Genomic DNA, 25,048 nt, shown 5'->3' with positions numbered 1-25,048 from the left:
TCCGCTACTCCGTTCGACGTCCGGAGCCCCTCCACGCCGAATCCGGAATTGATCACGAGGCGGCCGACCGGGCGACTGGTGATCAATTCTGGGGACCGTGCATTCCTTCACGGAAAATCCGCGCTGCCGCTCCGGAGACGCTTATGTGAATGGCGGACGAGCACCGGGGGCAATGTGGCTGAAGGGTCACTTGTAGAGGAGAGTGACTGGTGCCCTTGCCCGCCGGGCACTAGCCCCCTTGGCCGCCGCTTGCGGGCCCGTCGGAGGGCCCGAGGGAGGGTCGGGTGCGGTCGGGTCGGAACGGCTCGGTAACCTAAGGCCGCTGACAGTCACTTAGCGCGGCTTTACGGGCCGCCTCGCTCGAGTCAAGGAGTTGCCGCCGCCGTGAGCAGCAGCCTTCGACGCGGCGCCCTCGCCGCCGCCGTCATCGCGTTCTCGATCGCCTCGCTCGCCGCGTGCGGTGCCGGCAACAACGCCCAGAGTCTGGAGATCAAGCCGGACAACGCGGCCACCTCCGTCGGCGACATCAAGATCCAGAACGCCGTCGTCATCACCCAGCCCGACCCCGAGGCCAAGGGGCCGGCCGCGGTCTCCGCCACCCTGTTCAACACCGGCCGCACCGCCCAGACGCTGGAGTCCATCAACGTCGCCGGCGCCGGCGACGCGGAGCTCAAGCCCGCCACGGGCAACGGCGAGCTGACCGTCCCGGCGGGCGGCTCCGTCATCCTCGGCGGCGAGGGCAACGCCTCGGCCTCGCTGAAGCAGGTCGGCGAGAGCGTCAAGGACGGCAACGCGCAGAAGGTCACCTTCACCTTCAGCAAGACCGGTGAGGTGAGCCTGCGCGCCTTCGTCGTCCCGGCCGACAGCTACTTCTCCAAGTGGGGCCCGACCGAGGTCCCGGCGGCGCCCGGTGCGTCGGCGACCCCGAGCGGGGAGCCGGGCGCGGGCGAGGAGCCGGGCGAGGAGGCCTCGGGCACGCCCACCGGCACCGCGTCGCCGGGCACCCCGGACGACGCGACCACCCCGACGGACGCGGCCTCCGCGAGCACGACCGAATCGCCGGCCGCCGATCACTGAGCGGCCGTCCGACACAGCCGTACGACAGCCGTACGAGACCGTCGTCGAGACAGCCGTACGAGACCGTCGTACGACAGAAGGGCGGGACCTCTCCGAGAGGTCCCGCCCTTCCCGCGTCAGTAGATGGCTATGGCTTACGGCTCGAACTTGTAGCCCAGGCCACGAACCGTCACCAGGTACCGCGGCGCACCGGGATCCGGCTCGATCTTGGCGCGCAGGCGCTTGACGTGGACGTCGAGGGTCTTGGTGTCGCCGACGTAGTCGGCGCCCCAGACGCGGTCGATGAGCTGCATGCGGGTCAGGACGCGGCCCGCGTTGCGCAGCAGCATCTCCAGCAGGTCGAACTCCTTGAGAGGAAGGTCGACCTTGGAGCCCGAGACCGTGACCACGTGACGGTCGACGTCCATGCGGACCGGACCGGCCTCCAGCGCGGCCGGGGTGACCTCCTCGGGCTCGCCGCGGCGGCGCAGTACGGCCCGGATGCGGGCCACCAGCTCGCGGGAGGAGAAGGGCTTGGTGACATAGTCATCGGCTCCTATTTCCAGGCCCACGACCTTGTCGATCTCGCTGTCCTTGGCGGTCACCATGATGACGGGGACGTTGGAACGGCCGCGCAGCTGACGGCAGACCTCCGTGCCCGGCAGGCCGGGCAGCATCAGGTCGAGGAGGACGAGGTCGGCGCCGTTGCGCTCGAACTCGTCGAGTCCGTCGGGCCCCGTGGTCGCGACGGCGACCTCGAAGCCCTCCTTGCGGAGCATGTACGACAGGGCGTCGGAGAAGGACTCCTCGTCCTCGACGACGAGCACTCGGGTCACGGAAGGACCTCCGGGGCGGGAAGCGGTTCGTACGGGGATGACTCGGTGGGGGACTGCCCGGCCTCGTCGTCGAGTCCGGGGTGCTGGTGCGCGCGGTCGCGGGCCGCACCCGCCTCCGGCAGCCTGAGGGTGAAGGTGGAGCCCTGTCCCTCGGAGCTCCACACCGTGACCTCCCCGCCGTGCGAGGCGGCCACGTGCTTGACGATCGCCAGTCCCAGGCCCGTGCCGCCGGTGGCACGGGAGCGGGCCGGGTCGACGCGGTAGAAGCGCTCGAAGATGCGCTCCTTGTCTCTGTCGGATATCCCGATGCCCTGGTCGGTGACGGCGACCTCGATCATGTCCCCGCCGGGCGCGTTCACCCGGCGGGCGGCGATGCCGACGCGGGTGCGCGCGGGCGAGTAGTTGACGGCGTTCTCGACGAGGTTGCCGAGGGCGGCGGCGAGCTGGCCGCGGTGGCCCCAGACATGCAGGTCGGCGGTGCCGCCGGCGGCCATGGTGATCTGCTTGGTGCCGGCCGCGTGCCGGCACCGGTCGATGGCCTCGGCGACGAGTTCGTCGACGCGGACCGGTTCGGCGTCCTCCAGCGGGTCGTCGTTCTGCACCCGGGAGAGGTCGATGAGCTCCTGCACCAGACTGGTCAGCCGCGTGGCCTCGATCTGCATGCGTCCGGCGAAGCGCTCCACCGCCTCCGGATCGTCGGAGGCGTCCATGACGGCCTCGGACAGGAGGGAGAGCGCGCCGACGGGGGTCTTGAGCTCGTGGCTGACGTTCGCGACGAAGTCGCGCCGGACCGCCTCGATGCGCCGGGCTTCGGTGAGGTCCTCGACGAGGAGCAGCACCAGCCGGGAGCCGAGGGGCGCGACGCGCGCGGAAACGGCGAGGGCCTCTCCGCGTCCGCTCCCCCGCCTGGGCAGATCCAGTTCGACCTGCCGTATCTCCCCGTCCCGTCTGGTGTCCCGCGCCATCCGGAGCATCGGCTCGATGGAGAGCCTGCCGCCGCGGACCAGTCCGAGGGCGTACGCGGCGGAGCTGGCCTTGACTACGGCGTCCGCCTCGTCGAGTACGACGGCCGAGGACCGGAGCACGGACAGGACGGTGTCCACGCCCGGCGGAAGCACCGGGTCCGTGTGCAGGGAGGTGCGAGTGGGGCGTTTCTGCTCCCGCTCGCTCCAGCGGAACGCCAGCATGGCGATCACGCCGGTGAGCACACCGGCGATCGCTGCCGCTGCGGCGACCGCCGCGTTCACGTCCATGCACCCAGGTTAGGCACGGGAGAGCCGCTGGCCACAGCCATCCGAGTGCGAGCTCGAACACTCGTCGCTCAGAGTTCACCTTGGAGCCAGTGTTGGTTCATTTGAGGTGACGGAAACCGACGCGTAGTGGCCGGAACGTGGGAGCGTGGGGTGCGAGGGGCCGGTTTGCACGGCCGGTATTGGTCGGTTCGCACAGCCGGTTTCGGTCGGTTCGCACAGCCGGTGTTGCACAGCGTAGGCACACGTACGAGAGGGAACCCTGATGCGGGACGCGTACCACGAGGAACTTGATTCGATCGGCGACGGTCTGGTGGAGATGGCCCGGCTGGTCGGGTCGGCGATCGGGCGCGCCACGACGGCGATTCTCGACTCCGACCTGAAGCTGGCCGAGAGCGTCATCGAGGCCGACCAGAAGGTCGACGATCTGCAGCACGACCTGGAGGCCCGGGCGATAGCCCTGCTGGCCCGCCAGCAGCCGGTGGCGACGGATCTGCGGATCGTCGTCACGTCCCTGCGGATGTCGGCCGACCTGGAGCGCTCCGGCGACCTGGCCCAGCACGTGGCGAAGCTGGCGCGCCTCCGCTTCCCCGAGCGCGCGATCCCGCACGACCTGCACGCGACGATCCTGGAGATGGGTCAGCTCGCGCAGCGCCTGATGGCGAAGTCGGCCGAGGTGATCGTCACGAAGGACGTCGACCTGGCACTCCAGCTGGAGCAGGACGACGACGAGATGGACCTGCTGCACCGCACCCTCTTCCAGCACCTGATGGACGACCGCTGGAAGCACGGCATCGAGACGGCCGTCGACGTCACGCTGCTCGGCCGCTACTACGAGCGGTACGCCGACCACGCCGTGGCCGTCGCCAAGCGCGTGGTGTACCTCGTGACGGGCGAGCACGCGGACGAGCTCCAGCAGGATGTCCAGCCGGAGATCCAGCCGGCGGCGGGCGCGGACGGGGCCTGATTCCTTCTACGGGGCCTGATTCCTTCTGGGGAGTGCGGGGGCCTGTTGGGTCCTGTTCGGGGCGCGTGCGAGCCACAGTGCGCCGTTGATGCGCCCAGCGGGGCGGACATCCAATGGGCACAGGTACCTGGGCACAGGCACCAGCCTTGAGGAGGGACCATGGCCGAATCCCCCAGCACCCCCCGCACCCCAAGCACCACGCCCGACCCCACGCAGGAACGCCCGACCGAGCAGCCCGCCGAGATCAGGAGCCTGCCGCTCTTCGGCGCGTGCGGCTGCGGCTCGGGGTGTGGCTGCGGGTGTCAGTCGGGCAATCCGTGCCAGTGCGGCTGACGGCTGACGACGCGGAGAATCCGTACGACGGTGAAGGGCCCCGGTGTGGAACCGGGGCCCTTCGTCGGTGCGGGTGGCCCTGGGTCGCCCCGGCTGCCGTACAGGCGCACCCTGAAGAGAGAGCCGGCGAGCACACTCGCGCACTCGCGCACTCGCGAGAACAAGTTCGGAAGAACAAGGAGGTGCGAGGCATGGCTCAGTTCATGGACGTCCACCACGGGTTCGAGGGCATCACGCCCGAGCAGCTGAGGGAGGCGCACGACGCGGACCTCGCCATAGAGAAGGACGAGGGCGTGCACTTCGAGCGCGCCTGGGCGGACCCCGAGTCCGGAATCGTCTACTGCCTCTCCGAGGCCCCCTCGGCCGACGCGGTCGAGCGCGTCCACGAACGTGCGGGGCACAAGGCGGACGAGATCCACAAGGTACCGCTGTCGATCTGACGGCCCGCCCCTCCACCTGTCCCGGCCTGCGGCGGCCCGCGGGCCGGGACGAGAGGATTCGTGGCCGCTTCCCGCGGTTCTCAGTCCTTCGGCTGAGTGAAGCGGATGCTGTTGCCGAAGGGATCGCGCAGGCCGCAGTCGATCCCGTACGGCCGCTCGGTGGGCTCCTCGGTGAACTCGACGCCTCTCCCCCGCAGCGTCTCGTAGGTCTTGCGGCAGTCGTCCGTACTGAGGATGAGGTGGCCTCCGGTCGCCCCCTTGGTCAACAGCTCGCGGACCTGCTGCGCCGTCTCCTCGGACATCGCCGGCGGACCCGGCTTCTCCAGCAGGATCTGGCGCTCCGGATGACCGGGGACGCTGACGGTCAACCAGCGCATGAAGCCCAGGTCGGCGTCGGCGTTGACCTCCAGGCCCAGCTTGCCGACGTAGAAGTCGAGGGCCTCGTCCTGGTCGAGGACGTATATCTGTGAGTGCGTGATGGCGGTGAACATGTGCATCACGCTACGGGTGAGCCGGACGAAAAACTTATCCAAAACTGCTCAGTCGACGGACGTCACGGGCTGTGCGTCGCTGGTGGCGGTCACGCGTGCGGCCGCGTCCACGCCATCGTGAAGCAGGTCGGGACGGCCGCGGCCACCGCTTCCTTCCGGTACGCCCTCGGCGACCGACCGACGATGTCGCGGAACGTGCGGCTGAAGGTCCCCGGGCTGCCGAATCCGACGGCGAAGCAGATGTCCGTCACACTGCGGTCGGTCTCCCGCAACAGGAACATCGCCCGCTCGACCCGCCGGCGCTGCAGGTAGCGGTGCGGCGTCTCGCCGAACGTGGCCCGGAAGGTGCGCGCGAAGTGTGCCTGGGACACATGGGCGATCCCGGCCAGGGCCGGAATGTCCAGCGGCTGCGCGTAGGCGCGGTCCATGGCGTCCCGGGCGCGGAGCATGCGGCGGTTGGTCTCTTCTGCGGCGCGGCTCACGGGGTCATCACACCATGAGTGGCCGGGGCGGGTGCACGGTTCTACTGCGGTTCTGCTGGCTGCGGTTCTACTGACGGCCAGGCACCGGGGGGTCAGGCACCGGGGGGTCAGGCACCCGGGGTGCGGTACTCCACCCTCTTACGGACCGCCTCGTCGATCTCGTCGGGTGTCAGCAGCACGACCGTACTCGTGCGAACGCCGCCGGCCGCTGACGTGACCAGACCCATGGCCGCGGCGGAGGTGTTGTCCGGGAACTCCACGGTGACGTAGACGTCGTCCTCGCCGAAGGCCCAATACATCGATTCGAGCCGCCCGTCCAGGCTCTGGACCAAGCGCTCGACGACCTCACGGCGCGCAGCGGCGCCCTCTTTGAGCAGGCCTTGCAGTCCGTCCACGGTCAACTTGACCTTGAAGAGGTACTTCGGCATGGGATCACCTTTCGCCAACGTGCCTGTAGTCACCATTGGGTCGCTCTTATCCGAATCCTCCTTCTGCTCCGCGTTCACTGCCGCGAGGACCGCCGCCATACGGCTGATGGAGAGAGGGGGAGGGCAGCCCTCGCAGGGTGTCTTGCGCCCCGGGGCGGGACGGGGAACACCCGGTCGGCTCCAGTCGTTTCCCCTTCAACGCGCCCGGCCTCCCCGCACGATGGCGCGACCCGATCCGGCTGACGAACCCGAGTGCCATGCCCCGTTCCCGTGCCCTCCCCGCCATACTTGCCGGCGCCGGCATCGCCGTGCTGCTCGGCTGCTCCACCGGCGGCAGCGCAGCCGGCGAGTCCACGACGGCTCCGGGTGCGGCGGCGTCCTCGGCGACCGGCCGCGCCGGGCCCGTACGGGAAACTCCCTCGGATACGACGGCCCCGACCCCGACCCCGGCGCAGCCGTCTCCTCGCAAAACCAGCCCCCAGAGCCAGACCGCCCGGATCACCATCCCGGCGATCGGCCTCAAGAACCTGCGCGTCATTCCGTACGAGGGGACGACGGACGACTGGCCGGGCACACGGATACAGAACCGCGGTGTCGGTGCCAGCCCGTACGGTGAGCGAGGCGGTGTCGGCCCCGGCGAGGTCGGCAACTACCTCGTCACGGCCCACCGCCTTTCCGCCGGAGGCCCCCTGCGCGAGCTCCCGTCCCTCGACGAGGGCGACCGGGTCCTCGTCACGTCGGGCGGCAAGATCTATGAGTACGAGATCACCGACACCCGACAGACCTCCTTCCGCTCCGCGCGCTCACTCGCCGAACAGCGGGCGGCGGTGCCGGGCTCCCCGGGCAAGCGCCCTACCCAGGCCATGATCACCATCTCCACCTGCGCGACGCCCGAGGACAACGCGGCCGGAAACTACTGGCGCGACGACAGGGGCAACCCTGAACACCGCATAGACAAGATCGGGGTGTTGGCCTCCACACGGGCGGCTTGACGGCTGCAAGCCCGAGCCACGGTCAGAGGTACTGCCCATCGTCAGTAACTCTCACTGACGTCGGCCACACCTTCACCGCCACGACATTGCCGAAGTTGACCAGAGCGAACCCGTTCTCGGCGTCATCCGGGCCGATCAGCCCGAACCGCAACGTGCGCCCCTGTTCAAGCGCCTCGTTCAACGCGGCGACAGCCGACTCCACCGTCTCGAAGTCGCTGCTCCTGACGGCCAGCGCTTCCCCATGGACCGGCTGGAACCAGATGTGCAACTCCGGATTCTGCGGCATACGGTCGCTCCTCCGCTCGACGACGCAAGGCCACGATGCGCGCTGCACCCATCGTCCACAAGTACGCGTCCAGGACCCTGCCAGCGACGGTCGGCAGGCGCACCCATGCCAGGAGGGGCGCTGGTACGAGCGATTGCGAGAGGGCACCAGGGCGGACACCGCATCGACAAGATCGGCGTACTGGTTTCCGCACAGACTTCACCGAGCGTGCCCTGACGGTCTTCAAGGAATCGCTCCAGAGTGGAGTTCTCCCACTCCTCCCCACGTTGGCGGTAGTCCTCCGCGAGCCGTGCCAGGAAGGCAACGAAAGCTTCCTGGCTGGCGATTGGCTCGTCTGCTCTCAGCGGCGATGACATGCGGCTCACCTTACGAGTCAATGCATTCCTAGACCTGGGAAAACGGCAGGTACCCGCCCGGCACAACTTTGGCGCGACCTCTTCGTCCCGAACTCTCAGCTGGGAGGTCATTGAGGTCCAGCGAGCTGGTCAGTCGGCCGCTGACGGCTCTTGGCGGTCGGCTGCGCTCGTGGTGGTTGCTGTACTTCGCTGCTGTACCGCAGCGCTCACAGCAGCCGTTCCGCCTGGTCGTACTCGGCTGCCTTGAACGTGGGCCAATACGTGATCTGGGGCTGGGTTCGCTCGATCATTGCCAGAAGCGCCTCTCCGTGCAGGATTCGCACGCCGACGTCTGTCCCGTCGGGGCCCGCAAGGTTGTCGACCACATAGAGGTAGTAGCGCTCGGGGTTCGCCTTGGCTGCCTCGACCTGCCGGTGTTCCAGCGGCAGCGCTTCACTACGCGCCGAGCGACTGTAGGCCTTCACCTCAATCATGCGAGGCGAACTCTCCACGTCGTACGGGAGACCCGAGGTGCGGACGTCCTTCGGATCGCGGCCGGCGGCTCGCTCCAAGGCCATCACATGCGTGACCGCGGCCTGCTCCGTCTCCTTGTTCCCCACGACACCCCCTGTAGTCAGCGGACCCATGGTGCCGTGAAGACCGTCAGCTTGGGAAGCTTGGGTTTTCTGGGGGCATTTGCTGCTCCGACCTGCTGTGGAGTGGCGTTGGAGCCCTGGTCGCAACCGGGGCCAGTGCCCGCTGTTCCCCGTGATTCCCCGCACGATCTGGCACGCGACTGGCACGGCTCCTTCGTCGAGCGGCCAGTGAGGAGGCTGGACCTTGGAACGCTTGAGCCTCAGCTCATGACAGTCAGCCACGCTGGCGGGTGCGCCCACGGCTCAGGCGCGCGTGTGCGACCGATATTCCCTGCAGGGGCCTGCGCCGTGTCCATAGAATCCTGCCTCGATGAAGAGACGCGTGCAGTTCACCGAGCAGGTTGTGCGGTTCCGTGACTACATGCCGACCGCAGATCGGGAGAAGTTCCTGCGGCTCGTCGACAGGATCGCAGCTGAGCCTGAAGGCGCCGACAGTCACCTTGCCTACACGACCGACACTGTGACGCGCGCGGCCTGGGAAGACCACGTAATGGTCCACTACGTCGTGACGAGCTTCTTCGTGGTCGTCATCGAGGCTGACATCTACGACGCGTCGCGTGGCTTCAACGAGGTGTAGTCGGCCACGCGAGGCCCCCATCGCCGGTCGGGACCCTCTTGCGGGCGATTCTCGGCAACGGATGAAAAAGTGAGCCGTCCACCAGAGCAAGTCCCGACGCTGGAAGCGCAGTGGCCGAACCCTGCGCGATGACCCGTCCCGAAGCAACTTGGGTGGGCTGCTGGCCTGGGGTTGGTGTGCCCTTCACCTGCGCTGATGGTCCGTACGCGTCCGCGTACGTACGCCGTGTGCGTCGGCATGTCACGCCATTGGACACGCACCTGGGTGGGACCGCGTTACTCCTCCTCAGACGGGAGGAGGCGATCGTGAATGGCCCTGCAGGGAAGACCGAAGCCGACAGCTCGGTTCGCGGATCAGGGCCTGAACAGCCAGCGCTCGATCTCGTAAGTCGAGGATCACGCAGGGTGGTCAAGAGCGCCGCTGCCGACGAAATACAAGACCTTGGTCGAGAACGCCGGGCCTGGATATGCAATGCCGTTGCGTCCTCCCGGGCGCAGAGCTTCGTACGCCTGCGCCGGATCCTCGCGTGCCGCCACCGGTCTGCCGGAGTCCGGGCGGCTGCACGAGGCCACGGCCCCGGGGCACGACGATCTGCGCGGGGCCCGGACGCTCACCCAGTGATTGGCAGATCTGTTCCACTGGCACGGCCACATCACCTGGGGTTTTCCTTCGCGGGGGTGGAACAGATCTGCCAATCACCCCTTGATCCCGGTCGTAGGCCTCGTGCTGGCCATCCCGAGTTCGCCAGTCCAGGTCGCTACACCACCCGACGGGACACGACGCTGCCCCAGGCGATGACTCGCCATAGAAATCGCAGCAGCTCCACTTCGTAGTCCGCATTAAGGTTGGCCGCATCCGTGAACAAGTCGCCGCGACTGAGCTGCGTGACATCTGGCCCGGTCACAGGCGCACCAGGCAGGTGAGCAGCGGCTATCTCGGTGTTCCACCAGTCGGTGGCTATGGGGATGGTGTGACCGTCGATCCGCTCCGACCGCCGCTTGGCAAGAGCTTTACGGCACGCGTGCGTGCGGCAACTGTAGGCGAGACAAGTCGGTCCGTCGCTCGCGTCGTCGCACCTGACGGCCCAGAGACGGCCCAAGCACAACAACTAGCCCCCTACCGGCAGAGAACCCGCTGGCAGGGGGCTTGATCGAGCCGGGTTACTTCTTCTTGCCCTGATTCTTGACCGCCTCGATGGCCGCCGCAGCCGCCTCGGGATCCAGATACGTCCCGCCGGGGTTGACCGGCTTGAAGTCGGCGTCGAGCTCGTACGACAGCGGGATGCCCGTCGGGATGTTCAGGCCCGCGATGTCGGCGTCGGAGATGCCGTCGAGGTGCTTGACCAGGGCGCGGAGGCTGTTGCCGTGGGCCGCGATCAGGACCGTGCGGCCTGCGAGGAGGTCCGGGACGATGCCGTCGTACCAGTACGGGAGCATGCGGATGACGACGTCCTTCAGGCACTCCGTGCGGGGGCGGAGCTCCGGGGGGATCGTCGCGTAGCGGGCGTCGTCCGACTGGGAGAACTCGGCACCGTCCTCGAGGGGCGGGGGCGGGGTGTCGTAGGAGCGGCGCCACAGCATGAACTGTTCCTCGCCGAACTCCGCGAGGGTCTGTGCCTTGTCCTTGCCCTGGAGGGCGCCGTAGTGGCGCTCGTTCAGGCGCCAGCTGCGGTGGACCGGGATCCAGAGGCGGTCGGCCGCTTCGAGGGCGAGCTGTGCGGTGCGGATCGCTCGCTTCTGGAGCGAGGTGTGCACCACGTCGGGGAGCAGGCCGGCGTCCTTGAGCAGCTCACCGCCGCGGACTGCCTCCTTCTCGCCCTTCTCGTTGAGGTTGACGTCCACCCAGCCGGTGAACAGGTTCTTCGCGTTCCACTCGCTCTCGCCGTGGCGGAGGAGGATCAGTTTGTACGGTGCGTCGGCCATGCGGATGAGCGTAATCCAAGGCTTTGGGCGGCTGCGGGCCGCACCCGAGGAGCGGACGCCGGGCCGGCTGAGGGCGGGCTGATGGGCGGGCTGGTGGGTGGGGCGGCGGGCTGTCTGATGGCGGACCGTTGACGGGATTTGTTAATTGAATGGCCTCCCCTCCGTCGCACTCGTAATGTGTGCTCACCGCTTCAGCCGCTTACGCTCGCTTACGTCCGTGGGGGATCCGCCATGCCAGCCACCGCACTGAGACGCGCCGCCCGCGAAACCGTCTCCGGGCTCCCCCGCGAGTTCTGGTGGCTGTGGACCAGCACGCTGGTCAACCGGCTCGGCGCGTTCGTCGCCACCTTCATGGCGCTCTACCTCACCCTCGACCGCGGCTACTCCGCCTCCTACGCCGGACTCGTCGCCGCCCTGCACGGCCTCGGCGGTGTCGTCTCCTCCCTCGGTGCGGGGGTGATGACGGACCGGCTGGGCAGGCGGCCCACCCTCCTCGTCGCCCAGTCGTCGACCGCCGTCTCCGTCGCGCTGCTCGGATTCGTGCACCACCCCGTCGCCATCGCGGCTGTCGCCTTCCTGGTGGGCATGGCCAGCAACGCGTCGCGGCCGGCCGTACAGGCGATGATGGCCGACCTCGTGCGGCCCGAGGACCGTGTACGGGCCTTCTCGCTCAACTATTGGGCCATCAACCTCGGGTTCGCCGTCTCCTCCATGGGGGCGGGGTTCATCGCCGAGTTCAGTTATCTGGTCGGCTTCCTGATCGAGGCGGTGATGACCGCCGTCTGCGCGATCGTGGTGTTCCTGAAGCTGCCGGAGTCCCGGCCCGTCGTCGTGCGGGACGCCAAAGACGCCAAAAGCGCCAAAGACTCGGACGGCGACGGCGACGGCGACGGCGTCGGGCTCGGTGGCGTGCTGCGCGACGGGCGGTTCATGGGTGTCGTCGGGCTGTCGTTCCTCGTCGCGGTGGTCTTCCAGCAGGGGTCGGTGGGTCTGCCGGTGGCCATGGGCGAGGCGGGGTTCACGCCCGCCGACTACGGCATGGCCATCGCCGTCAACGGCGTACTGATCGTCGCGCTGCAGATCCCGGTGACCCGTTTCATCGAGCACCGGGATCCGAAGCGGCTGCTCGTCGTCTCGTCCCTCCTCACCGGATACGGCTTCGGGCTCACCGCGTTCGCCGGGTCGGTCGGCGTCTTCGCGCTCACCGTCTGCGTGTGGACGCTGGGCGAAATGATCAACGCGCCTACGCAGAGCGGGCTCGTCGTGCAGCTGTCACCGGTGCACGGCCGTGGGCGCTACCAGGGCGTCTACACCCTGTCCTGGGCGGTCGCGTCCCTGGTGGCACCCCTGATGTCCGGCTTCGTCATCGACCGCTACGGCGCCGAGTGGCTGTGGGGGGTGTGCGCGGTGATCGGGACGGTGGCGGCGGTGGGGTACGCGGCGTTGATGCGGGGGCTGCCGGAGGAGGGGGCTGCCGCGGGAGTGGCGAAGGCCTCGGCAGACCCGAGCGGTACGGAGGAGCGGGCCGGCACGGTCTGAGCCGCCAACCGCAAGCCCCCCCAGAAACGCGCACCCCTCAGGGATGCACAAGCCCCAAGAAACACGCAGCCCTCAGGATGCACAAAGCCCCCAAGAAACGCGCACCCCTCAGGGATGCATCCGAGCCCCCTTCAAGACCTTGTCCACCGCATTCCGCGGCCCATACACCGCAAGCCCCACCAGATCCAACTCCCCCGTCGCCACCGCCCGCACCGCCGCCCGGTTGTCCCGGTCGTTCCCCGTACCGAAGAGGTCGGACGTGAACACCGCGCGCGGCAACGCCCGCGACAGCACGCGCGCGTGGGCCGCCGTCAGCGTCTCCTTCGAACCCTCGAAAACCAGCACAGGCTGCCGGAACATCGGCATATAGGCCACCCCGTCGGCGTCCTCGTACGGCTCCCCGATCACCTCGGGGACCGTGGAGCCCAGGCCGCTGACGAGGAACGCGGTGACGTTCAGGCGCTGCCACGGCTCCAGGTCCTCGCGCAGCAGGACGGCGATCTTGGTGTCGAAGCGGATCGGTTCAGTGCTCATGCACCGATACTGCCGACCGTCGTACGACACCGTCTTGTACGTTCTTTGCATGGCCGCCCGGCAGACAGTCTCCGCCTGGCGCCCGGCCGTCCCGGGTGTCGTGGAGGTCTTCCACGCCCACTTCACCGAGTACGCCTATCCGATGCACGTGCACGATGCGTGGACGCTGCTCATCGTGGACGACGGGGCCGTACGGTACGACCTGGACCGGCACGAACACGGCACCCCGGACGACACGGTGTCCCTGCTGCCGCCGCACGTCCCGCACAACGGCTCGCCGGTCACGCCGGACGGCTTCCGCAAGCGGGTCGTGTATCTCGACGGCACCCACCTCGGCGACGACCTCATCGGGCCCGCCGTCGACGGGCCCGACCTGCGTGATCCCGTACTGCGGCGGCGGGTCGGGCAGTTGCACACCGCGCTCGTGCGGCCCGGCGAGGAACTGGAGGCCGAGAGCAGGCTGACGCTGATCGGCGACCGGCTGCGGGCTCTGCTGCGACCTCGGCCGCACACGGAGGCGGCGCGCCGCGACCCCGTCCTCGCCCGCCGGCTGCGGGAACTGCTCGACGAACGGGTCGTCGAGGGGCTTTCGCTGGAGGAGGCCGCGGAGCTGGTCCAGGCCCATCCCGCCCATCTGGTACGGGCGTTCAGCGGTGCGTACGGCATCGCCCCGCACCAGTACCTGAACTCCCGCCGCGTCGACCGGGCTCGCCGTCTGCTCCTCGCCGGCCACCCGCCCACCGAGGTGGCCTCGACGACCGGCTTCTTCGACCAGTCCCATCTCACCCGGCATTTCAAGAAGTTGGTCGGGGTGACGCCGGGACGGTATGCGAGGACGGGGCATCGGTAGCCGATCAGCGGAAGGCCTCCGTCCTGTGCTGATGCCCGGCTGGCGTCACCTTCATGGACGACACACAAGAAGGAGCTCGCCGACGCCCTGCGCGCCTTCGCCGACGAACTCGACAAGGAGTAACCGGCGCTCGGGTGGCCCGGGGCGGTCAGTCGGCAGGGCGCTGCGTAAGGTGCGCGAACGCGTCCAGGTTCCGTGTCGACTCGCCCCGGGACATCCGCCACGCGTACTCCTTGCGGATGGCGCTCGCGAAACCCAGCTCCAGGAGGGTGTTGAAGCTGCCGTCCGCCGCCTGAAGGACCTGGCCGAGGAGGCGGTCGATCTCGTCGGCGGTGATCGTGGACAGCGGCAGCTTGCCAGTGACGTAGACGTCGCCGAGGGGGTCGACGGCGTAACTCACGCCGTACAGTTTGAGGTTGCGCTCCAGGAGCCAGCGGTGGACGCCGGACTCGTTCTCGTCGGGGTGGCGGATGACGAAGGCGTTGAGAGACAGGGAGTGACGGCCCACGAGCAGGGACACCGTCGTCGACAGCTTGCGGGTGCCCGGCAGCTTGACGACGTAGTTGCCCGGTGCGGGGCTCTCCCATTCGAGTTCGGCGTCCTTCAGCACGCCCTCGATGACCTGTGCTGCCTTGTGTGCGTCAGCCATGGTGGGAGCGTACGTGACGCCGGTGCCACTGGGTCGCCGCCGCGTAGACGTCCGCCGTGGCGGCGGCCGCGGTGTCCCAGCCGAAGGACTGCGCGTGCCGGGCGGCGGCCGCGCCCATGCGCGCCGACAGCGCGGGGGCGTCGGCGAAATCGCGCAGCACGCGCGCGTAGTCGGCGGGATCGTGTCCTCGTACGAGGAAGCCGGTCTGTCCGTCGCGCACGGCCACCGGCAGCCCGCCCACCGCGGCCGCGAGCACCGGCGTGCCGGTGGCCTGTGCCTCGATGGCGACCAGGCCGAAGGACTCGCTGTAGGAGGGCATGACCAGCACGGACGCGGCCCGGAACCATTCGGCGAGCTGCTCCTGGCCGACGGGCGGCTGGAACCGTACGACATCGGCGATGCCCAGGCGCGCGGCCAGCTTCTGCAGTCCTTCCGGCTTGGCGAGGCCGCTGCCGGAGGGGCCGCCGACGACGGGGACGAGGATGCGGGAGCGCAGGTCGGGGCGCTGGTCGAGGAGGAGGGCGACCGCGCGCAGCAGCACGTCCGGGGCCTTCAGGGGCTGGATGCGGCCGGCGAAGAGGGGGATCAGGGCGTCCTGCGGGAGGCCGAGGCGGGCCCGGGCGGCGGCACGTGCGGCGGGCACGTCATCGGCCCGAAGCCGGTCGGAGCCCTGGGGGAAGGGGCGGAAGCGGTCGAGGTTCACGCCGGGATGCACCACGGCGACCTTGGCGGGGTCGGCGGCGTAGTGCCGGATGAGTTCGCCGGCCTCCTCGGCCGTGTTGGCGATCAGCCGGTCGGCGGCGGCGACGATCTGGGTCTCGCCGATGACGCGGGCGGCCGGCTCGGGCGTGTCGCCGTCGGCGAGGTTGGCGTTCTTGACCTTGGCCATGGTGTGCATGGCGTGCACCAGCGGGGCGCCCCAGCGCTGGGCGGCGAGCCAGCCGACGTGGCCGGAGAGCCAGTAGTGCGAGTGGACCAGGTCGTAGTAGCCGGGGCGGTGGCCGGCCCAGGCCTGCATCACGCCGTGCGTGAAGGCGCACAGCTGGGCGGGGAGCTCCTCCTTGGCGAGGCCCTCGTAGGGGCCGGCGTCGACGTGCCGGACGAGGACGCCCGGCGCGAGCTCCACGGTCGGCGGGAGGGCGGCGGTGGTGGACCGGGTGAAGATCTCCACCTCGATGTTGATCGCGGCGAGGCGCTGCGCGAGCTCCACGATGTAGACGTTCATGCCTCCGGCGTCGCCGGTGCCGGGCTGGTGGAGCGGTGAGGTGTGCACGGAGAGCATGGCGACGCGGCGGGGGCGCCGGTGCAGCCGCAGTCGTGAGGGAGCCGCCGGAGAGCGACGCCCGAGCCTGCTGACGTAGTGGCTCACGTGGCGTTCCTCCTTGCTGCGGGCATGCCGTACAGAGGGTGCGGGGCCCTCCAACGGAGGCAACACCGGAAGGAGGCATTCCCATTCCGGGTGTGGTGGTTTTTGCCGAGGCATTACTCCAGATCGCTCAACCGTTCGAGGGTGGGGTGCGTCGGGACTGCCCTCCAAGCCATGACCCAGGGGCCCCTTACCCTCGTACGCATGACATCCCGCGCAGCCACCCGCCCCGTGGGAACGGTGACGCGCGGGACGACCAACCCCAACCGCCTGCGCCGTATGGACCGCTGGATCGCGGCCGCGCACGGCACCCATCTGCGCCGCGCCGCCGATCCCGTCGCCGTCGACCTCGGCTACGGCGCCGCTCCCTGGACGGCCGTCGAACTTCTCGCCCGTCTCCGTACCATCGCCCCACGCGCGCGCGTGGTCGGCGTCGAGATCGAACCGGCACGGGTCGCGGCGGCGCGGCCGTACGAGCGCGACGGGCTCGCCTTCCGGCACGGGGGCTTCGAGATCCCGCTCCCCCAGCGACCCCACCTCATCCGTGCCGCCAACGTGCTGCGCCAGTACGACGAGGATGAGGTCGCCGCCGTATGGGAGCGGCTGTGCGCCCGTCTGGCCCCGGCCACCCCGCACTCACCCGGCGGGCTGCTCGTCGAGGGGACCTGCGACGAGATCGGACGCCGGCACGTGTGGGTCGCGCTCGGCCCGGAGGGACCCCGCACGGTCACCTTCGCGACCCGGCTGGGGTCCCTGGAGCGCCCCTCGGACCTCGCCGAGCGCCTGCCGAAGACGCTCATCCACCGCAACGTCCCCGGCGAGCCGGTGCACGCCTTCCTCCGCGACTTCGACCGCGCCTGGGCGGCCGCCGCGCCCTACGCCTCGTACGGCGCCCGCCAGCGCTGGATCCGGGCGGTGCGGGACCTGGCGGCCGACTGGCCGGTGACGGACGGGCCGGTGCGGTGGCGGCAGGGCGAAGTGACGGTGCGCTGGGCGGCGTTGGCGCCGCGGATCTGACGACTTCGCCCCTCGCTCCTCCCGGCGTTTCCCGCGCGGGCGCGCGGCGCGGAACGATCTCCATGCGTCGTTCGTCACAAAGGCGGGGAGATCGTCGTACGACGGACGAAGAGGGAGACGGACGAAGGGGGAAGGGAGTCGGAGGGGGAAGGGAGTCGGAGGGAGCAACTGCCTCTGTCGTTTTGCGCCAGGGCGTGGCACGATCCCCCAGGTCCGTAAGTTACTGACGGTTCATCAGTTTGGGGGAACAGGTATGGGTACGGGCAAGCGTGGCCTGATCGCGGCGGCCGTGACCGTGGTCTGCGCGGTCACCGTGCTGGCGGCTCCGGGCACGGCGTTCGCGAGTCCCAGCCCGACACCGACCCCGAGCGCGTCCCCCACCCCCTTGACCCCCTTGCCCAACAAGGACCTTGAGGCCGTACGCCTGAAGCTGGACAAGCTCTACCGCGAGGCCGCCGCCGCCACGGACGCGTACAACGCCGCCGAGGAGAAGGCCGAGAAGCAGTCGGCCGAGATCGTGCAGCTGGCGAAGAAGATCGTCAAGGGCCAGGAAAAGCTGGACGAGTTGAAGGAGCGCGCGGGAGCCGCCGCCCGCGCCCAGTACCGCAGCGGCGGGCTGCCGGACGAGGCGCAGCTGATGCTCAGCGACAACCCGCGGCAGTTCCTCGACGGCGCCGGCCGGGTGCTCCAGGGCGAGCGCGCCACCAAGGCCCTGATCGGCCAGATGACCCGCACCCAGCAGGACTTGGAGCTGTACGCCAAGGACGCCTCCGCCCAGTGGAAGAAGCTGGAGGCGGGCCGCAAGGCCAAGGCGACGGCCCAGAAGAAGATCGAGAAGCAGATCGCGGCGGCAGAGAAGCTGGAGTCCCAGCTGGAGAAGGAGGACAAGGAGCGCCTCGCCCAGCTGGAGGAGGCCGCCGCCCTCAAGGCCCAGACCGCCTGGCTCGACTCCGGTGTCGTCGACGACATCAGCGGCGAGGCGACGGCCGCGGGCAAGAAGGCGGTGGAGTACGCCACGGCCCAGATCGGCAAGCCGTACGGATGGGGCGAGGAGGGGCCGAAGGCGTACGACTGCTCCGGCCTGACCTCACAGGCCTGGGCGAGCGCCGGGACGGCCATCCCGCGCACCTCGCAGGAGCAGTGGAAGCAGCTGAAGCGGATCGACGTGACGGACATGCGCCCCGGTGACCTGATCATCTACTTCGAGGACGCCAGTCACGTCGCGATGTACATCGGCGACGGGGCCATGGTGCACGCCCCGCGACCGAAGCGGACGGTGACGATCGCCGGGGCGGGGTCGATGCCGATCCTCGCGGTGGTACGGCCGGACGCGAGCCCGGCGACTCCGTAAACGGGTAAGCCGGATGAGCCGGGCGAACTGGGCGAGCCAGCAAGCAAGACGGGTAAGCCGGGCAATCCGGACGGCTCCCGTAACCGCCACCACGTGACCTGGCACACGCCCAAATCCCCGCCAAACCCCCGGCGGACGTGACCTTCGTCATCCCCCGCCCGCTGCCGTCCTGTCCAACTGCGGTACGGCTTGCGGCATATGACAGCGGCCTGCGTCCAGGCGACGTGCCTCACACCATTCCGTTGCGGCGCCGACAACCGCTATGGTCCCCGTCGGTAGGTCGAGGTCCCTCGCCCTGCCGTGCCCTCGGGGGGAGGGAAGGAACCCAAGACGATGCCCGTACCCATACCGCGGCAGAGAGGGATCCCGGCCGTGGAGAGTGGTCAGGCGCAGCCCGCGTCCTCAGGCACCGGCCCCTCCAGGGAAGAGTCCCCGCGCACGGAGGGCCCGGCCGGAAACACCGGCACCGGGAACACCGGCACCACGCCCACGAGCGCCACCGCGACCGCCACCACGAACCTGACGCTGCTGGTGATCGAGGACGACCCGGGCGGCTCGACGATCGTGCCCGAACTGCTGGACTCGGCCGGGAAGCCGATCCGCGTCCGCACCGCCCGCAACCTCACCGAGGCCGAGCGGCTGCTCACCGACGACGTCCACTGCATCCTGCTGGACCTCGCGCTGCCCGCCCCGGGCCGGGCCGGTGACGACGACGAGCTGGCCGTACTGAAGCACGTACTTCAGCTCGCGCCCCGGCACGCCGTCCTCGCGCTCACCGCCTCCGGCGACGCCGAGCGCGGCGCCGACGCGGTGCGGGTGGGTGCCCAGGACTACCTCTTCCGGGACGAGCTGGACGGACGGCTGCTGAGCCGGGCGATCCGGTACGCGGTCGAGCGGAAGCGTTCCGACACGGCCGAGCGGCGGCTCGCCGAGGGCCGGCTGCGCGCCCAGGAGAACCGCCGCCTGGAACGCGGCCTGCTGCCCACACCGCTGCTCGAGGGCTCCCCGCTCCGCTTCGCCGCCCGCTACCGCCCCGGCCGCTCCCGCGCCCTGCTCGGCGGTGACTTCTACGACACCGTCCGCACCCCGGACGGCACGGTCCACGCCATGATCGGTGACGTCTGCGGCCACGGTCCGGACGAGGCGGCGCTCGGCGTGGAGCTGCGCATCGCCTGGCGCGCGCTGACTCTGGCGGGGCTGTGCGGCGACGAACTCCTCGGCACGCTCCAGCAGGTCCTGGAGCACGAGCGCTCCGACGACGAGATCTTCGCGACCCTGTGCACGGTGGACATCTCCCCCGACGGCCGCCGCGCCGGCCTGTGCCTGGCCGGGCACCCGTCCCCGCTGCTCGCCCGCCCGGGCCGGCCGGTCCAGCTGCTGCCGTACGACAACAACGGCCCCGCGCTCGGGCTGCTGCCGGGGGCTCGTTGGCCGCGGATGCAGGTGGAGCTGGGGGCGGAGTGGAGCCTGATGCTCTACACCGACGGCCTGATCGAGGGCCGCGTCGGTGAGGGCGGGGAGCGGCTCGGTCAGGACGGGATGATGGAGATGGTGCGTCGTCTGCTCGCTGAGGGATTGCGTGGGGAGGCGTTGCTGCGGGCCGCGGTGAATGAGGCCCGCGATCTCAATGGGGGCGAGTTGACGGATGACGTGGCTGTGCTGCTGTTGGATCGGGCGGTCTGAACACGGAGACCCGCTGTTTTGGGTTCTGTCGCACGCCGACTGCTGCTCCGCTGTGGCTGGTCGCGCCCACGCGGCGGAGCCGCATATCAGGCACAGCCCCGCGCCCCTGAGGGGGCGCTTCAGCGGCCGCCGTTGTACGGCCCGTACGGACCGTCGCTGCTCGAACCGCCGCGGCGGCCGCCACCGCCCCCGCCGGAGACCTGCCGGATGGCGGGCCGGACGTCCACGAAGAAGACGATCGTGGCGATGAGCCCGGCGATCTGCAGGAAGAGGAAGGGAACCACAAGGTTCACGACGACCGTGATGCCCAGGATGATCAACCAGAACATCTTGTTCTGCTTGTCAGCGGCGCGATACGCGTCCTCGCGCGCCATAGCGGCCATGACCAGCGCCACCACCGCGAGCACCAGCATGGCCAGGTAGAGCAGCGACATGAAGCCGCCGAATGCCGTCATCAGCACTATTGCCCACCGCCCGGGTCGAGTCGTCTTACGGCCACCGTACCCGTAGAACGGGCCGGGCACCCCAAACGTGCCCGGCCCGTTGCCGTACTACGGTGTACTGCTCGCCGTCCGGGACTTACTTCGCCGGAGGCGTCGTCTTCTTGGCGGTGGTCTTCTTGGCCGGGGCCTTCTTCGCCGCGGTCTTCTTGGCGGGCGCGGGCTCGGCCTTGGCCTCGGCGGGCTTCGGCTCTTCCTTGACCTCGACCGGCTGCGGCTTCGGCTCGGTCTTCGGCTCGGTCTTCGGCTCGACGGCGACGGCCAGTTCCTCGATCTCCTCGGCCGCTTCGCCGCGCCAGGTCTTCACGGCCTGCTCGCCGTGCTCGGCGACCTTCTCGTAGGTCTCGCGGGCCTTGACCGCGTACTCGGCGGCGACGCCGACACTGCGCAGGGCCAAGTCCTGGGCGGTCTCGCCCAGCTTCTTCAGGTCCGCGTCGATCGTGCTGCCCAGCTTCTTGAAGTCACCGTCGAGGGTGGTGATGAACTCGCCGACCTTGGCCTGGATGGTCTCCTGCGCCTCCTTGGCCCTGGCGCCGGCCTCCTTGGCGCGCGCCTGGGCCTTCTCCTGCACGGCCTTGGGGTCGGTGTTGCGGACCGCGTCGATGCGGGCCGGGGCCTCGGCGCGCAGCTGCTCCACCAGACCCGGCACCTTCTTGGCCTGCTGCAGGGCCAGGTCGGCCGTGCCGGCGGCGAAGTAGAACGGGGTCGGGTGGCTGAAGGTCTTGCGCAGGTCGTCGGTGATGGCCATGGTGAGGGTCCTCCCGGATTCACGTTCGGCTGAGGGTTGTGTGGTCCGCAGTAGGGCGGTCGGCGCCCTGGTCCGGTCTAACCGGCCGCCTGCTGCGGGTCGGCGTCGCTGTCGCCGGTCGTGCGGGTGCCGTCCACGGCGTTGGCTCTGTCCTGAGCGTCCTGAGCGTCCTTGGCATCCTTCGCACTGTCGCTCCGCGCGGCCTGCGCGACCCGCCCGTCCGCACCGGACGTCTCGTCGCCGTCGATCCCGAATCCGTTCTCCTTGCGGAAGGACTCGTAGATCTGGAGCAGCACCTGTTTCTGCCGCTCGTTCAGCGTGGGATCGGCGAGTATGACGGCACGCGTCTCCACCTCGTCCAGGTCCCGCTCGGCGTCGAGAATTCCGGCGCGCACGTACAAGGTCTCGGCGGAGATCCGCAGCGCCTTTGCGACCTGCTGCAGCACCTCCGCGCTCGGCTTGCGCAGCCCGCGCTCGATCTGGCTCAGATACGGATTGGACACCCCGGCGGCATCGGCGAGCTGCCTGAGCGACAGCTGCGCGTTGCGCCGCTGCTCGCGCAGGTACTCACCGAGATTGCCGACGTTGAGCGTTGCCATGCCTCCACCTTGCACCACCGCCGCTAACTATTGCAAGCACCCGCTTGCAAAAGTGCGCCACGCCACGCACGGAACCACCCGTCCGGCCCGCCCCATCTTGTCCGTTCATGGTCCGACGTAGGTGTACGTGCGGGAGTACACGCTGAAGTCCATGGATTCGTAGAGCCGTTTGGGGACGGGGTGGGCCGCGTCGCCGCGCGAGTAGACGACGGCGCGGTGGCCGCCGGCTCGGGCGAAGGCGTGCAGTACGGCGGTGCAGACGGCCCGGGCCAGGCCGAGTCGGCGGTGGTCGGGGTGGGTGCCGACCGGTTCGAACTCACCGATGCCGTTGGTCTCGTCGTACCAGCCCTGGCAGTAGGCCACGACGTCGCCGGCGGGAGAGACCACGACGAGATCGAGTTCGGGGCGGTAGGGCCAGGTGTCCCTCATGCGGGCGTGGCGTTCGGTGGTGATCCGGGTCGACCTGGAGCATCAGGGTCTCCGGTAATTCCAGCCACGCCCATGCCAGCGGCCGGTCGTCCCGGGTCCAGACCGCCGTGGGGCACTGGTCGGCGCGGTCGAGGGCCAGGCACCAGTTCCAGGTGAGGTCGCCGACGTGGTGGTAGCCGGTCGACGGGAAGACACGGGTGGCCAGGTCCTGCATGGCGCGTAGCGCCACGGGACCGGCGTGCTCATGACGTCGCATGGGCGCCATGCTGCCGTACCCACTTTTTTGTGCGTACTTGGCAGCGCGCCGCGCACGGCAGAGGCTGGTCGCAGTGGTCAGGGGGTCGCCATCTTCTCCAGGCGGCGGTGGCCCCAGTCGGAAAGGGGGGCCAGAGCCTCGGAGAGTTCGCGGCCGAAGTCCGTGAGGGAGTAGACGGTCTTCAGCGGCAGTACGTCGTGCACCTCGCGGTGCACCAGCCCGTCCGCCTCCATCTCGCGCAGCGCCTGCGTCAGCACCTTCTCGCTGAGGCCGGGCGCGCGGCGGCGCAGCTCGGCCGGGCGGTGCGGGCCGGATTCCAGCAGCCACAGCAGCATGGTCTTCCACTTGCCGTCGATCACGGAGATCGCGGCGGTCACTCCACAGACGTTCGGGTCGTGGGCACGTCCGCGCGTCACACCTGCCCCTTTCATCCGGCTCCGTAAGCCTTCGTCAGTCGTCGTCAGTAATTGTCAGTAATTGTCAGTTGTGTCAATCGTATCTGTTCTCAAGGGAGTTGAACCTTGTCCACGTCCACTGACCAGTCTGCCGTCACCGTCCTCGGTCTGGGTCCGATGGGCCGGGCGCTGGCCGGCGCCTTCGTGGCCGCCGGGCTGCGGACCACGGTCTGGAACCGCACCCCGGGCCGCGACCGTGAACTGCTCGAACGCGGCGCGATCGGTGCCGGATCGGCGGCCGAGGCGGTCGCCGCGAGCGCGCTGACCGTCGTCTGCGTGGTGAACTACGACGCGTCCGACAGCGTCCTGCGGGACGAGGCCGTCACCGACGCCCTCAAGGGCCGCACGGTCGTGAACCTGACCGCCGACACCCCCGACCGCGCCCGGGACACGGCGGACTGGGCGGCGGCCCACGGCGTCCGCTACCTCGACGGCGCGATCATGACGCCGACCCCGACCATCGGGACCCCGGACGCGGTGTTCATCCACAGCGGGCCCGAGGAGCTGTACCGGGAGCACCGGCCGGTGCTGGAGGCGCTGGGCGGCACCCACACCCACCTCGGCGAGGAGATCGGCCGGGCCGCCGGCTACGACATCGCCCTGCTCGACATCTTCTGGACGGCGATGGCCGGCTACGCGCACGCCGTGGCGGTGGCCCGGGCCGAGGGCATCACCGCGCGGCAGCTGGCCCCCTTCGCCCGGGGCATCGCCACTATCCTGCCGCCGCTCTTCGAGGAGTGGGCGGACGACGTCGACAACGGCACCTTCTCCGGCGAGCTCAACCCGATCACCTCGACGGTGTCCTCGATGGCCCACATCGTCCACGCCTCCGAGGCCCACGGCATCGACGCGAGCGTGATGCGCGCCGCCGAGGGACAGGCCCGCCGGGTCGTCGCCCTAGGCCACGGCACGGACGGGTACATGCGGGTCACGGAGCTGCTGAACGGCCGCCGCTGACGCGGAAATCCGGTGGCGGCAGTCATACGGGGCGGCTAGCGTGCCCCGTATGACTGCCGGGTCGGCCTTGTGCCGTGAGCGAGTTGGGTGCCCGGCCTCTGAGTGAGGCCGGGGCGGGCCAGGAGCCCGCCTCTTTCTCTGCGCCGCCTTCGAGAAGACCTTCGAAAGAAGCCAGCGACAGAGAAAGAAGAGAGAAGAACGAGTGCCCAACCCCTTCAATGAACCGATCATCGAAGAGTTCCGCGCCAACAAGGGCCGCGTAGGCGGCTACTTCGAGGGCGCCCGGCTGATCCTCCTCACCACCACCGGCGCCCGCACCGGCACCCGGCACACCACCCCCCTCGGCTACCTCCCCGACGGCGACGGCCGCATCCTCGTCATCGCCTCCGCCGCCGGCGCGCCCCGGCACCCGCACTGGTACACCAACCTCCTCGCACATCCCCAAGTCACCGTCGAAAGCGGCGCGTTCACCTACGAGGCGCGGGCCGTCGTACTGGAAGGCGAGGAACGCGACCAGGCCTTCGCGCGGGCCGTCGAGGCGGACTCGGGCTGGGCGGAGTACCAGGAGAAGACGGAGCGGGTAATCCCGGTGGTCGCCCTGCATCACATCGCGCAGGACGGTCCGGGGGACATCAACGCCGGTTCGATGGGCGAGGCGATCAAGGTCGTCCACGATGCCTTCCGACGCGAACTCGGCCTGATCCGCCAGGAGATGAGCGTCGGCGCGTCGATGCTCGGCGCGCAGCTCCGCGTCAACTGCCTGAGCTTCTGCCAGGGCCTGCACAACCACCACACGGGTGAGGACCTCGGCATGTTCCCGGTCCTCGCCGACCGGCACCCGGAGGCCGCGCCCGCCCTGGCACGCCTCCGGCACGAACACGAGCGGATCGCCGAGCTCGTCGAGGAACTGCGCCGGACGGTGACCGCCGAGAACGCCGACCCGGCCGCCGCCCGCGCGGAGGTCGAGCGCCTCACGGCCGAGCTCGAGGCGCATCTGACGTACGAGGAAGAGCAGCTGATCCCGCTCCTCGACGCCGCCTGAGCCACGGGGGCACCTCACAACA

At 69.6% G+C, this 25,048-nt stretch carries 31 protein-coding genes; 13 read left to right on the top strand and 18 right to left on the bottom strand.

The genetic code is table 11. From position 1 onward, the window contains the following. Window positions 1–384: 384 nt before the first annotated feature. Window positions 385–1,077: a copper chaperone PCu(A)C gene (locus CLM62_RS25645; protein ID WP_095752259.1), complete on the top strand. Its 693-nt coding sequence runs from the start codon at window positions 385–387 to the stop codon at window positions 1,075–1,077. Between the two features lie 134 nt (window positions 1,078–1,211). Here CLM62_RS25645 and CLM62_RS25640 read toward each other — a convergent pair whose 3' ends face one another. Next, window positions 1,212–1,892, bottom strand: a complete 681-nt coding sequence (locus tag CLM62_RS25640) for a response regulator transcription factor (protein WP_015659563.1) — start codon at window positions 1,890–1,892, stop codon at window positions 1,212–1,214. Continuing rightward, window positions 1,889–3,145: a cell wall metabolism sensor histidine kinase WalK gene (locus CLM62_RS25635; protein ID WP_095752258.1), complete on the bottom strand. Its 1,257-nt coding sequence runs from the start codon at window positions 3,143–3,145 to the stop codon at window positions 1,889–1,891. Before CLM62_RS25635 ends, CLM62_RS25640 begins: the two co-directional genes overlap by 4 nt. Window positions 3,146–3,407: 262 nt before the next feature. Between CLM62_RS25635 and phoU the strand changes: the two genes are divergently transcribed. Both phoU and CLM62_RS25625 read left to right on the top strand, forming a co-directional pair. Continuing rightward, window positions 3,408–4,109, top strand: coding sequence for a phosphate signaling complex protein PhoU (phoU, locus tag CLM62_RS25630; protein ID WP_095752257.1), 702 nt, complete (start codon window positions 3,408–3,410; stop codon window positions 4,107–4,109). Window positions 4,110–4,633: 524 nt separating this feature from the next. Further along, window positions 4,634–4,882 carry an SCO4226 family nickel-binding protein gene (locus tag CLM62_RS25625; protein ID WP_095752256.1) on the top strand — a complete coding sequence of 83 codons (249 nt, stop codon included), beginning with the start codon at window positions 4,634–4,636 and terminating at the stop codon, window positions 4,880–4,882. An 80-nt stretch (window positions 4,883–4,962) separates the two neighbouring features. Here CLM62_RS25625 and CLM62_RS25620 read toward each other — a convergent pair whose 3' ends face one another. The 3 genes from CLM62_RS25620 to CLM62_RS25610 all read right to left on the bottom strand — a co-directional run bounded on the left by CLM62_RS25620 (window position 4,963) and on the right by CLM62_RS25610 (window position 6,283). Next, the gene (locus CLM62_RS25620; protein WP_095752342.1) at window positions 4,963–5,373 is read right to left on the bottom strand and encodes a VOC family protein; all 411 of its coding nucleotides are present in this window, start codon (window positions 5,371–5,373) and stop codon (window positions 4,963–4,965) included. Window positions 5,374–5,462: 89 nt separating this feature from the next. Next, the gene (locus CLM62_RS25615) at window positions 5,463–5,855 is read right to left on the bottom strand and encodes an AraC family transcriptional regulator (protein ID WP_179382228.1); all 393 of its coding nucleotides are present in this window, start codon (window positions 5,853–5,855) and stop codon (window positions 5,463–5,465) included. A 107-nt stretch (window positions 5,856–5,962) separates the two neighbouring features. Further along, window positions 5,963–6,283: a GYD domain-containing protein gene (locus tag CLM62_RS25610; RefSeq protein ID WP_095752254.1), complete on the bottom strand. Its 321-nt coding sequence runs from the start codon at window positions 6,281–6,283 to the stop codon at window positions 5,963–5,965. Between the two features lie 257 nt (window positions 6,284–6,540). On the opposite strand from CLM62_RS25610, the gene CLM62_RS25605 reads away from it, so the two are divergent. Further along, window positions 6,541–7,275: a class E sortase gene (locus CLM62_RS25605; protein ID WP_095752253.1), complete on the top strand. Its 735-nt coding sequence runs from the start codon at window positions 6,541–6,543 to the stop codon at window positions 7,273–7,275. 22 nt (window positions 7,276–7,297) lie between these two features. Here the strand turns inward: CLM62_RS25605 and CLM62_RS25600 are convergent, their stop codons facing one another. After that, window positions 7,298–7,561 carry a hypothetical protein gene (locus CLM62_RS25600; protein ID WP_095752252.1) on the bottom strand — a complete coding sequence of 88 codons (264 nt, stop codon included), beginning with the start codon at window positions 7,559–7,561 and terminating at the stop codon, window positions 7,298–7,300. 562 nt (window positions 7,562–8,123) lie between these two features. Then, window positions 8,124–8,516 carry a DUF3883 domain-containing protein gene (locus tag CLM62_RS25595; protein ID WP_095752251.1) on the bottom strand — a complete coding sequence of 131 codons (393 nt, stop codon included), beginning with the start codon at window positions 8,514–8,516 and terminating at the stop codon, window positions 8,124–8,126. Window positions 8,517–8,874: 358 nt separating this feature from the next. Between CLM62_RS25595 and CLM62_RS25590 the strand changes: the two genes are divergently transcribed. Beyond that, window positions 8,875–9,129, top strand: coding sequence for a hypothetical protein (locus tag CLM62_RS25590; RefSeq protein ID WP_095752250.1), 255 nt, complete (start codon window positions 8,875–8,877; stop codon window positions 9,127–9,129). 395 nt (window positions 9,130–9,524) lie between these two features. Here the strand turns inward: CLM62_RS25590 and CLM62_RS53170 are convergent, their stop codons facing one another. Beyond that, window positions 9,525–9,665, bottom strand: coding sequence for a hypothetical protein (locus CLM62_RS53170; RefSeq protein WP_373559186.1), 141 nt, complete (start codon window positions 9,663–9,665; stop codon window positions 9,525–9,527). On the opposite strand from CLM62_RS53170, the gene CLM62_RS50220 reads away from it, so the two are divergent. Further along, entirely contained in the window at window positions 9,607–9,750 is a 144-nt protein-coding gene (locus CLM62_RS50220; protein ID WP_179382227.1) for a hypothetical protein, read from the top strand. The two genes, CLM62_RS53170 and CLM62_RS50220, sit on opposite strands and share 59 nt — an antisense overlap. A 136-nt stretch (window positions 9,751–9,886) precedes the next feature. On the opposite strand, the gene CLM62_RS53165 is transcribed toward CLM62_RS50220, so the two are convergent. Both CLM62_RS53165 and CLM62_RS25580 read right to left on the bottom strand, forming a co-directional pair. Next, the gene (locus tag CLM62_RS53165) at window positions 9,887–10,228 is read right to left on the bottom strand and encodes a hypothetical protein (RefSeq protein WP_373559185.1); all 342 of its coding nucleotides are present in this window, start codon (window positions 10,226–10,228) and stop codon (window positions 9,887–9,889) included. Between the two features lie 61 nt (window positions 10,229–10,289). Further along, window positions 10,290–11,051 carry a phosphoglyceromutase gene (locus CLM62_RS25580; RefSeq protein ID WP_095752249.1) on the bottom strand — a complete coding sequence of 254 codons (762 nt, stop codon included), beginning with the start codon at window positions 11,049–11,051 and terminating at the stop codon, window positions 10,290–10,292. A 231-nt stretch (window positions 11,052–11,282) separates the two neighbouring features. Here CLM62_RS25580 and CLM62_RS25575 point away from each other — a divergent pair, with 231 nt between their 5' ends. After that, window positions 11,283–12,590: an MFS transporter gene (locus CLM62_RS25575; RefSeq protein ID WP_095752248.1), complete on the top strand. Its 1,308-nt coding sequence runs from the start codon at window positions 11,283–11,285 to the stop codon at window positions 12,588–12,590. A 108-nt stretch (window positions 12,591–12,698) separates the two neighbouring features. Here the strand turns inward: CLM62_RS25575 and CLM62_RS25570 are convergent, their stop codons facing one another. Continuing rightward, window positions 12,699–13,124, bottom strand: a complete 426-nt coding sequence (locus CLM62_RS25570; RefSeq protein WP_095752341.1) for a DUF2000 domain-containing protein — start codon at window positions 13,122–13,124, stop codon at window positions 12,699–12,701. A 49-nt stretch (window positions 13,125–13,173) separates the two neighbouring features. On the opposite strand from CLM62_RS25570, the gene CLM62_RS25565 reads away from it, so the two are divergent. Continuing rightward, entirely contained in the window at window positions 13,174–13,974 is an 801-nt protein-coding gene (locus tag CLM62_RS25565; protein WP_095752247.1) for an AraC family transcriptional regulator, read from the top strand. Between the two features lie 148 nt (window positions 13,975–14,122). On the opposite strand, the gene CLM62_RS25560 is transcribed toward CLM62_RS25565, so the two are convergent. Further along, window positions 14,123–14,623, bottom strand: coding sequence for a YbjN domain-containing protein (locus CLM62_RS25560; RefSeq protein WP_095752246.1), 501 nt, complete (start codon window positions 14,621–14,623; stop codon window positions 14,123–14,125). Next, complete coding sequence (gene mshA / locus CLM62_RS25555) at window positions 14,616–15,992, bottom strand: D-inositol-3-phosphate glycosyltransferase (RefSeq protein WP_179382226.1); 1,377 nt, start codon at window positions 15,990–15,992, stop codon at window positions 14,616–14,618. The genes CLM62_RS25560 and mshA overlap by 8 nt, the downstream gene beginning before the upstream one ends. 201 nt (window positions 15,993–16,193) lie before the next feature. On the opposite strand from mshA, the gene CLM62_RS25550 reads away from it, so the two are divergent. The 3 genes from CLM62_RS25550 to CLM62_RS25540 all read left to right on the top strand — a co-directional run bounded on the left by CLM62_RS25550 (window position 16,194) and on the right by CLM62_RS25540 (window position 20,040). Beyond that, entirely contained in the window at window positions 16,194–17,006 is an 813-nt protein-coding gene (locus CLM62_RS25550; RefSeq protein ID WP_095752244.1) for an SAM-dependent methyltransferase, read from the top strand. Between the two features lie 253 nt (window positions 17,007–17,259). Continuing rightward, window positions 17,260–18,357, top strand: a complete 1,098-nt coding sequence (locus CLM62_RS25545) for a C40 family peptidase (protein WP_095752243.1) — start codon at window positions 17,260–17,262, stop codon at window positions 18,355–18,357. Window positions 18,358–18,690: 333 nt separating this feature from the next. After that, window positions 18,691–20,040, top strand: a complete 1,350-nt coding sequence (locus CLM62_RS25540) for a PP2C family protein-serine/threonine phosphatase (protein ID WP_095752242.1) — start codon at window positions 18,691–18,693, stop codon at window positions 20,038–20,040. Window positions 20,041–20,159: 119 nt separating this feature from the next. On the opposite strand, the gene CLM62_RS25535 is transcribed toward CLM62_RS25540, so the two are convergent. The 5 genes from CLM62_RS25535 to CLM62_RS25515 all read right to left on the bottom strand — a co-directional run bounded on the left by CLM62_RS25535 (window position 20,160) and on the right by CLM62_RS25515 (window position 23,003). Continuing rightward, entirely contained in the window at window positions 20,160–20,495 is a 336-nt protein-coding gene (locus CLM62_RS25535) for a DUF2516 family protein (protein WP_373559184.1), read from the bottom strand. A gap of 124 nt (window positions 20,496–20,619) precedes the next feature. Beyond that, window positions 20,620–21,288: a hypothetical protein gene (locus tag CLM62_RS25530; RefSeq protein WP_095752240.1), complete on the bottom strand. Its 669-nt coding sequence runs from the start codon at window positions 21,286–21,288 to the stop codon at window positions 20,620–20,622. A gap of 77 nt (window positions 21,289–21,365) precedes the next feature. Then, window positions 21,366–21,887 carry a helix-turn-helix domain-containing protein gene (locus CLM62_RS25525; protein WP_095752239.1) on the bottom strand — a complete coding sequence of 174 codons (522 nt, stop codon included), beginning with the start codon at window positions 21,885–21,887 and terminating at the stop codon, window positions 21,366–21,368. A 105-nt stretch (window positions 21,888–21,992) separates the two neighbouring features. After that, window positions 21,993–22,316, bottom strand: a complete 324-nt coding sequence (locus CLM62_RS51865) for a GNAT family N-acetyltransferase (protein ID WP_257004085.1) — start codon at window positions 22,314–22,316, stop codon at window positions 21,993–21,995. Window positions 22,317–22,649: 333 nt separating this feature from the next. Further along, window positions 22,650–23,003, bottom strand: coding sequence for a helix-turn-helix domain-containing protein (locus CLM62_RS25515; RefSeq protein ID WP_095752238.1), 354 nt, complete (start codon window positions 23,001–23,003; stop codon window positions 22,650–22,652). 90 nt (window positions 23,004–23,093) lie between these two features. Between CLM62_RS25515 and CLM62_RS25510 the strand changes: the two genes are divergently transcribed. Beyond that, window positions 23,094–23,984: an NAD(P)-dependent oxidoreductase gene (locus CLM62_RS25510; RefSeq protein WP_095752237.1), complete on the top strand. Its 891-nt coding sequence runs from the start codon at window positions 23,094–23,096 to the stop codon at window positions 23,982–23,984. Window positions 23,985–24,186: 202 nt separating this feature from the next. Beyond that, window positions 24,187–25,026 (top strand): nitroreductase/quinone reductase family protein, encoded by an 840-nt coding sequence (locus CLM62_RS25505; protein ID WP_095752236.1) that lies wholly within the window; start codon window positions 24,187–24,189, stop codon window positions 25,024–25,026. Window positions 25,027–25,048 lie beyond the last annotated feature (22 nt).

It is taken from the genome of Streptomyces sp. SA15, from assembly GCF_002291145.1.
In the GTDB taxonomy this organism is placed as follows: Bacteria; Actinomycetota; Actinomycetes; order Streptomycetales; family Streptomycetaceae; genus Streptomyces.
Note: the sequence above shows the minus strand (reverse complement) of the source record. Positions and strands in the feature narration are given on the sequence as shown.

What these genes read in the sequence shown, in the direction of transcription:
- CLM62_RS25635 (WP_095752258.1), bottom strand. Translation starts at nt 3,145, where the DNA reads ATGGACGTGAACGCGGCGGTCGCCGCAGCGGCAGCGATCGCCGGTGTG.
- CLM62_RS25525 (WP_095752239.1), bottom strand. Translation starts at nt 21,887, where the DNA reads ATGGCAACGCTCAACGTCGGCAATCTCGGTGAGTACCTGCGCGAGCAG.
- CLM62_RS25575 (WP_095752248.1), top strand. Translation starts at nt 11,283, where the DNA reads ATGCCAGCCACCGCACTGAGACGCGCCGCCCGCGAAACCGTCTCCGGG.
- CLM62_RS25610 (WP_095752254.1), bottom strand. Translation starts at nt 6,283, where the DNA reads ATGCCGAAGTACCTCTTCAAGGTCAAGTTGACCGTGGACGGACTGCAA.
- CLM62_RS25565 (WP_095752247.1), top strand. Translation starts at nt 13,174, where the DNA reads ATGGCCGCCCGGCAGACAGTCTCCGCCTGGCGCCCGGCCGTCCCGGGT.
- phoU (WP_095752257.1), top strand. Translation starts at nt 3,408, where the DNA reads ATGCGGGACGCGTACCACGAGGAACTTGATTCGATCGGCGACGGTCTG.
- CLM62_RS25570 (WP_095752341.1), bottom strand. Translation starts at nt 13,124, where the DNA reads ATGAGCACTGAACCGATCCGCTTCGACACCAAGATCGCCGTCCTGCTG.
- CLM62_RS25580 (WP_095752249.1), bottom strand. Translation starts at nt 11,051, where the DNA reads ATGGCCGACGCACCGTACAAACTGATCCTCCTCCGCCACGGCGAGAGC.
- CLM62_RS25625 (WP_095752256.1), top strand. Translation starts at nt 4,634, where the DNA reads ATGGCTCAGTTCATGGACGTCCACCACGGGTTCGAGGGCATCACGCCC.
- CLM62_RS51865 (WP_257004085.1), bottom strand. Translation starts at nt 22,316, where the DNA reads ATGAGGGACACCTGGCCCTACCGCCCCGAACTCGATCTCGTCGTGGTC.
- CLM62_RS25530 (WP_095752240.1), bottom strand. Translation starts at nt 21,288, where the DNA reads ATGGCCATCACCGACGACCTGCGCAAGACCTTCAGCCACCCGACCCCG.
- CLM62_RS25620 (WP_095752342.1), bottom strand. Translation starts at nt 5,373, where the DNA reads ATGTTCACCGCCATCACGCACTCACAGATATACGTCCTCGACCAGGAC.
- CLM62_RS25600 (WP_095752252.1), bottom strand. Translation starts at nt 7,561, where the DNA reads ATGCCGCAGAATCCGGAGTTGCACATCTGGTTCCAGCCGGTCCATGGG.
- CLM62_RS25550 (WP_095752244.1), top strand. Translation starts at nt 16,194, where the DNA reads ATGACATCCCGCGCAGCCACCCGCCCCGTGGGAACGGTGACGCGCGGG.
- CLM62_RS25535 (WP_373559184.1), bottom strand. Translation starts at nt 20,495, where the DNA reads ATGACGGCATTCGGCGGCTTCATGTCGCTGCTCTACCTGGCCATGCTG.
- CLM62_RS25560 (WP_095752246.1), bottom strand. Translation starts at nt 14,623, where the DNA reads ATGGCTGACGCACACAAGGCAGCACAGGTCATCGAGGGCGTGCTGAAG.
- CLM62_RS25545 (WP_095752243.1), top strand. Translation starts at nt 17,260, where the DNA reads ATGGGTACGGGCAAGCGTGGCCTGATCGCGGCGGCCGTGACCGTGGTC.
- CLM62_RS25605 (WP_095752253.1), top strand. Translation starts at nt 6,541, where the DNA reads ATGCCCCGTTCCCGTGCCCTCCCCGCCATACTTGCCGGCGCCGGCATC.
- CLM62_RS25540 (WP_095752242.1), top strand. Translation starts at nt 18,691, where the DNA reads ATGCCCGTACCCATACCGCGGCAGAGAGGGATCCCGGCCGTGGAGAGT.
- CLM62_RS25515 (WP_095752238.1), bottom strand. Translation starts at nt 23,003, where the DNA reads ATGAAAGGGGCAGGTGTGACGCGCGGACGTGCCCACGACCCGAACGTC.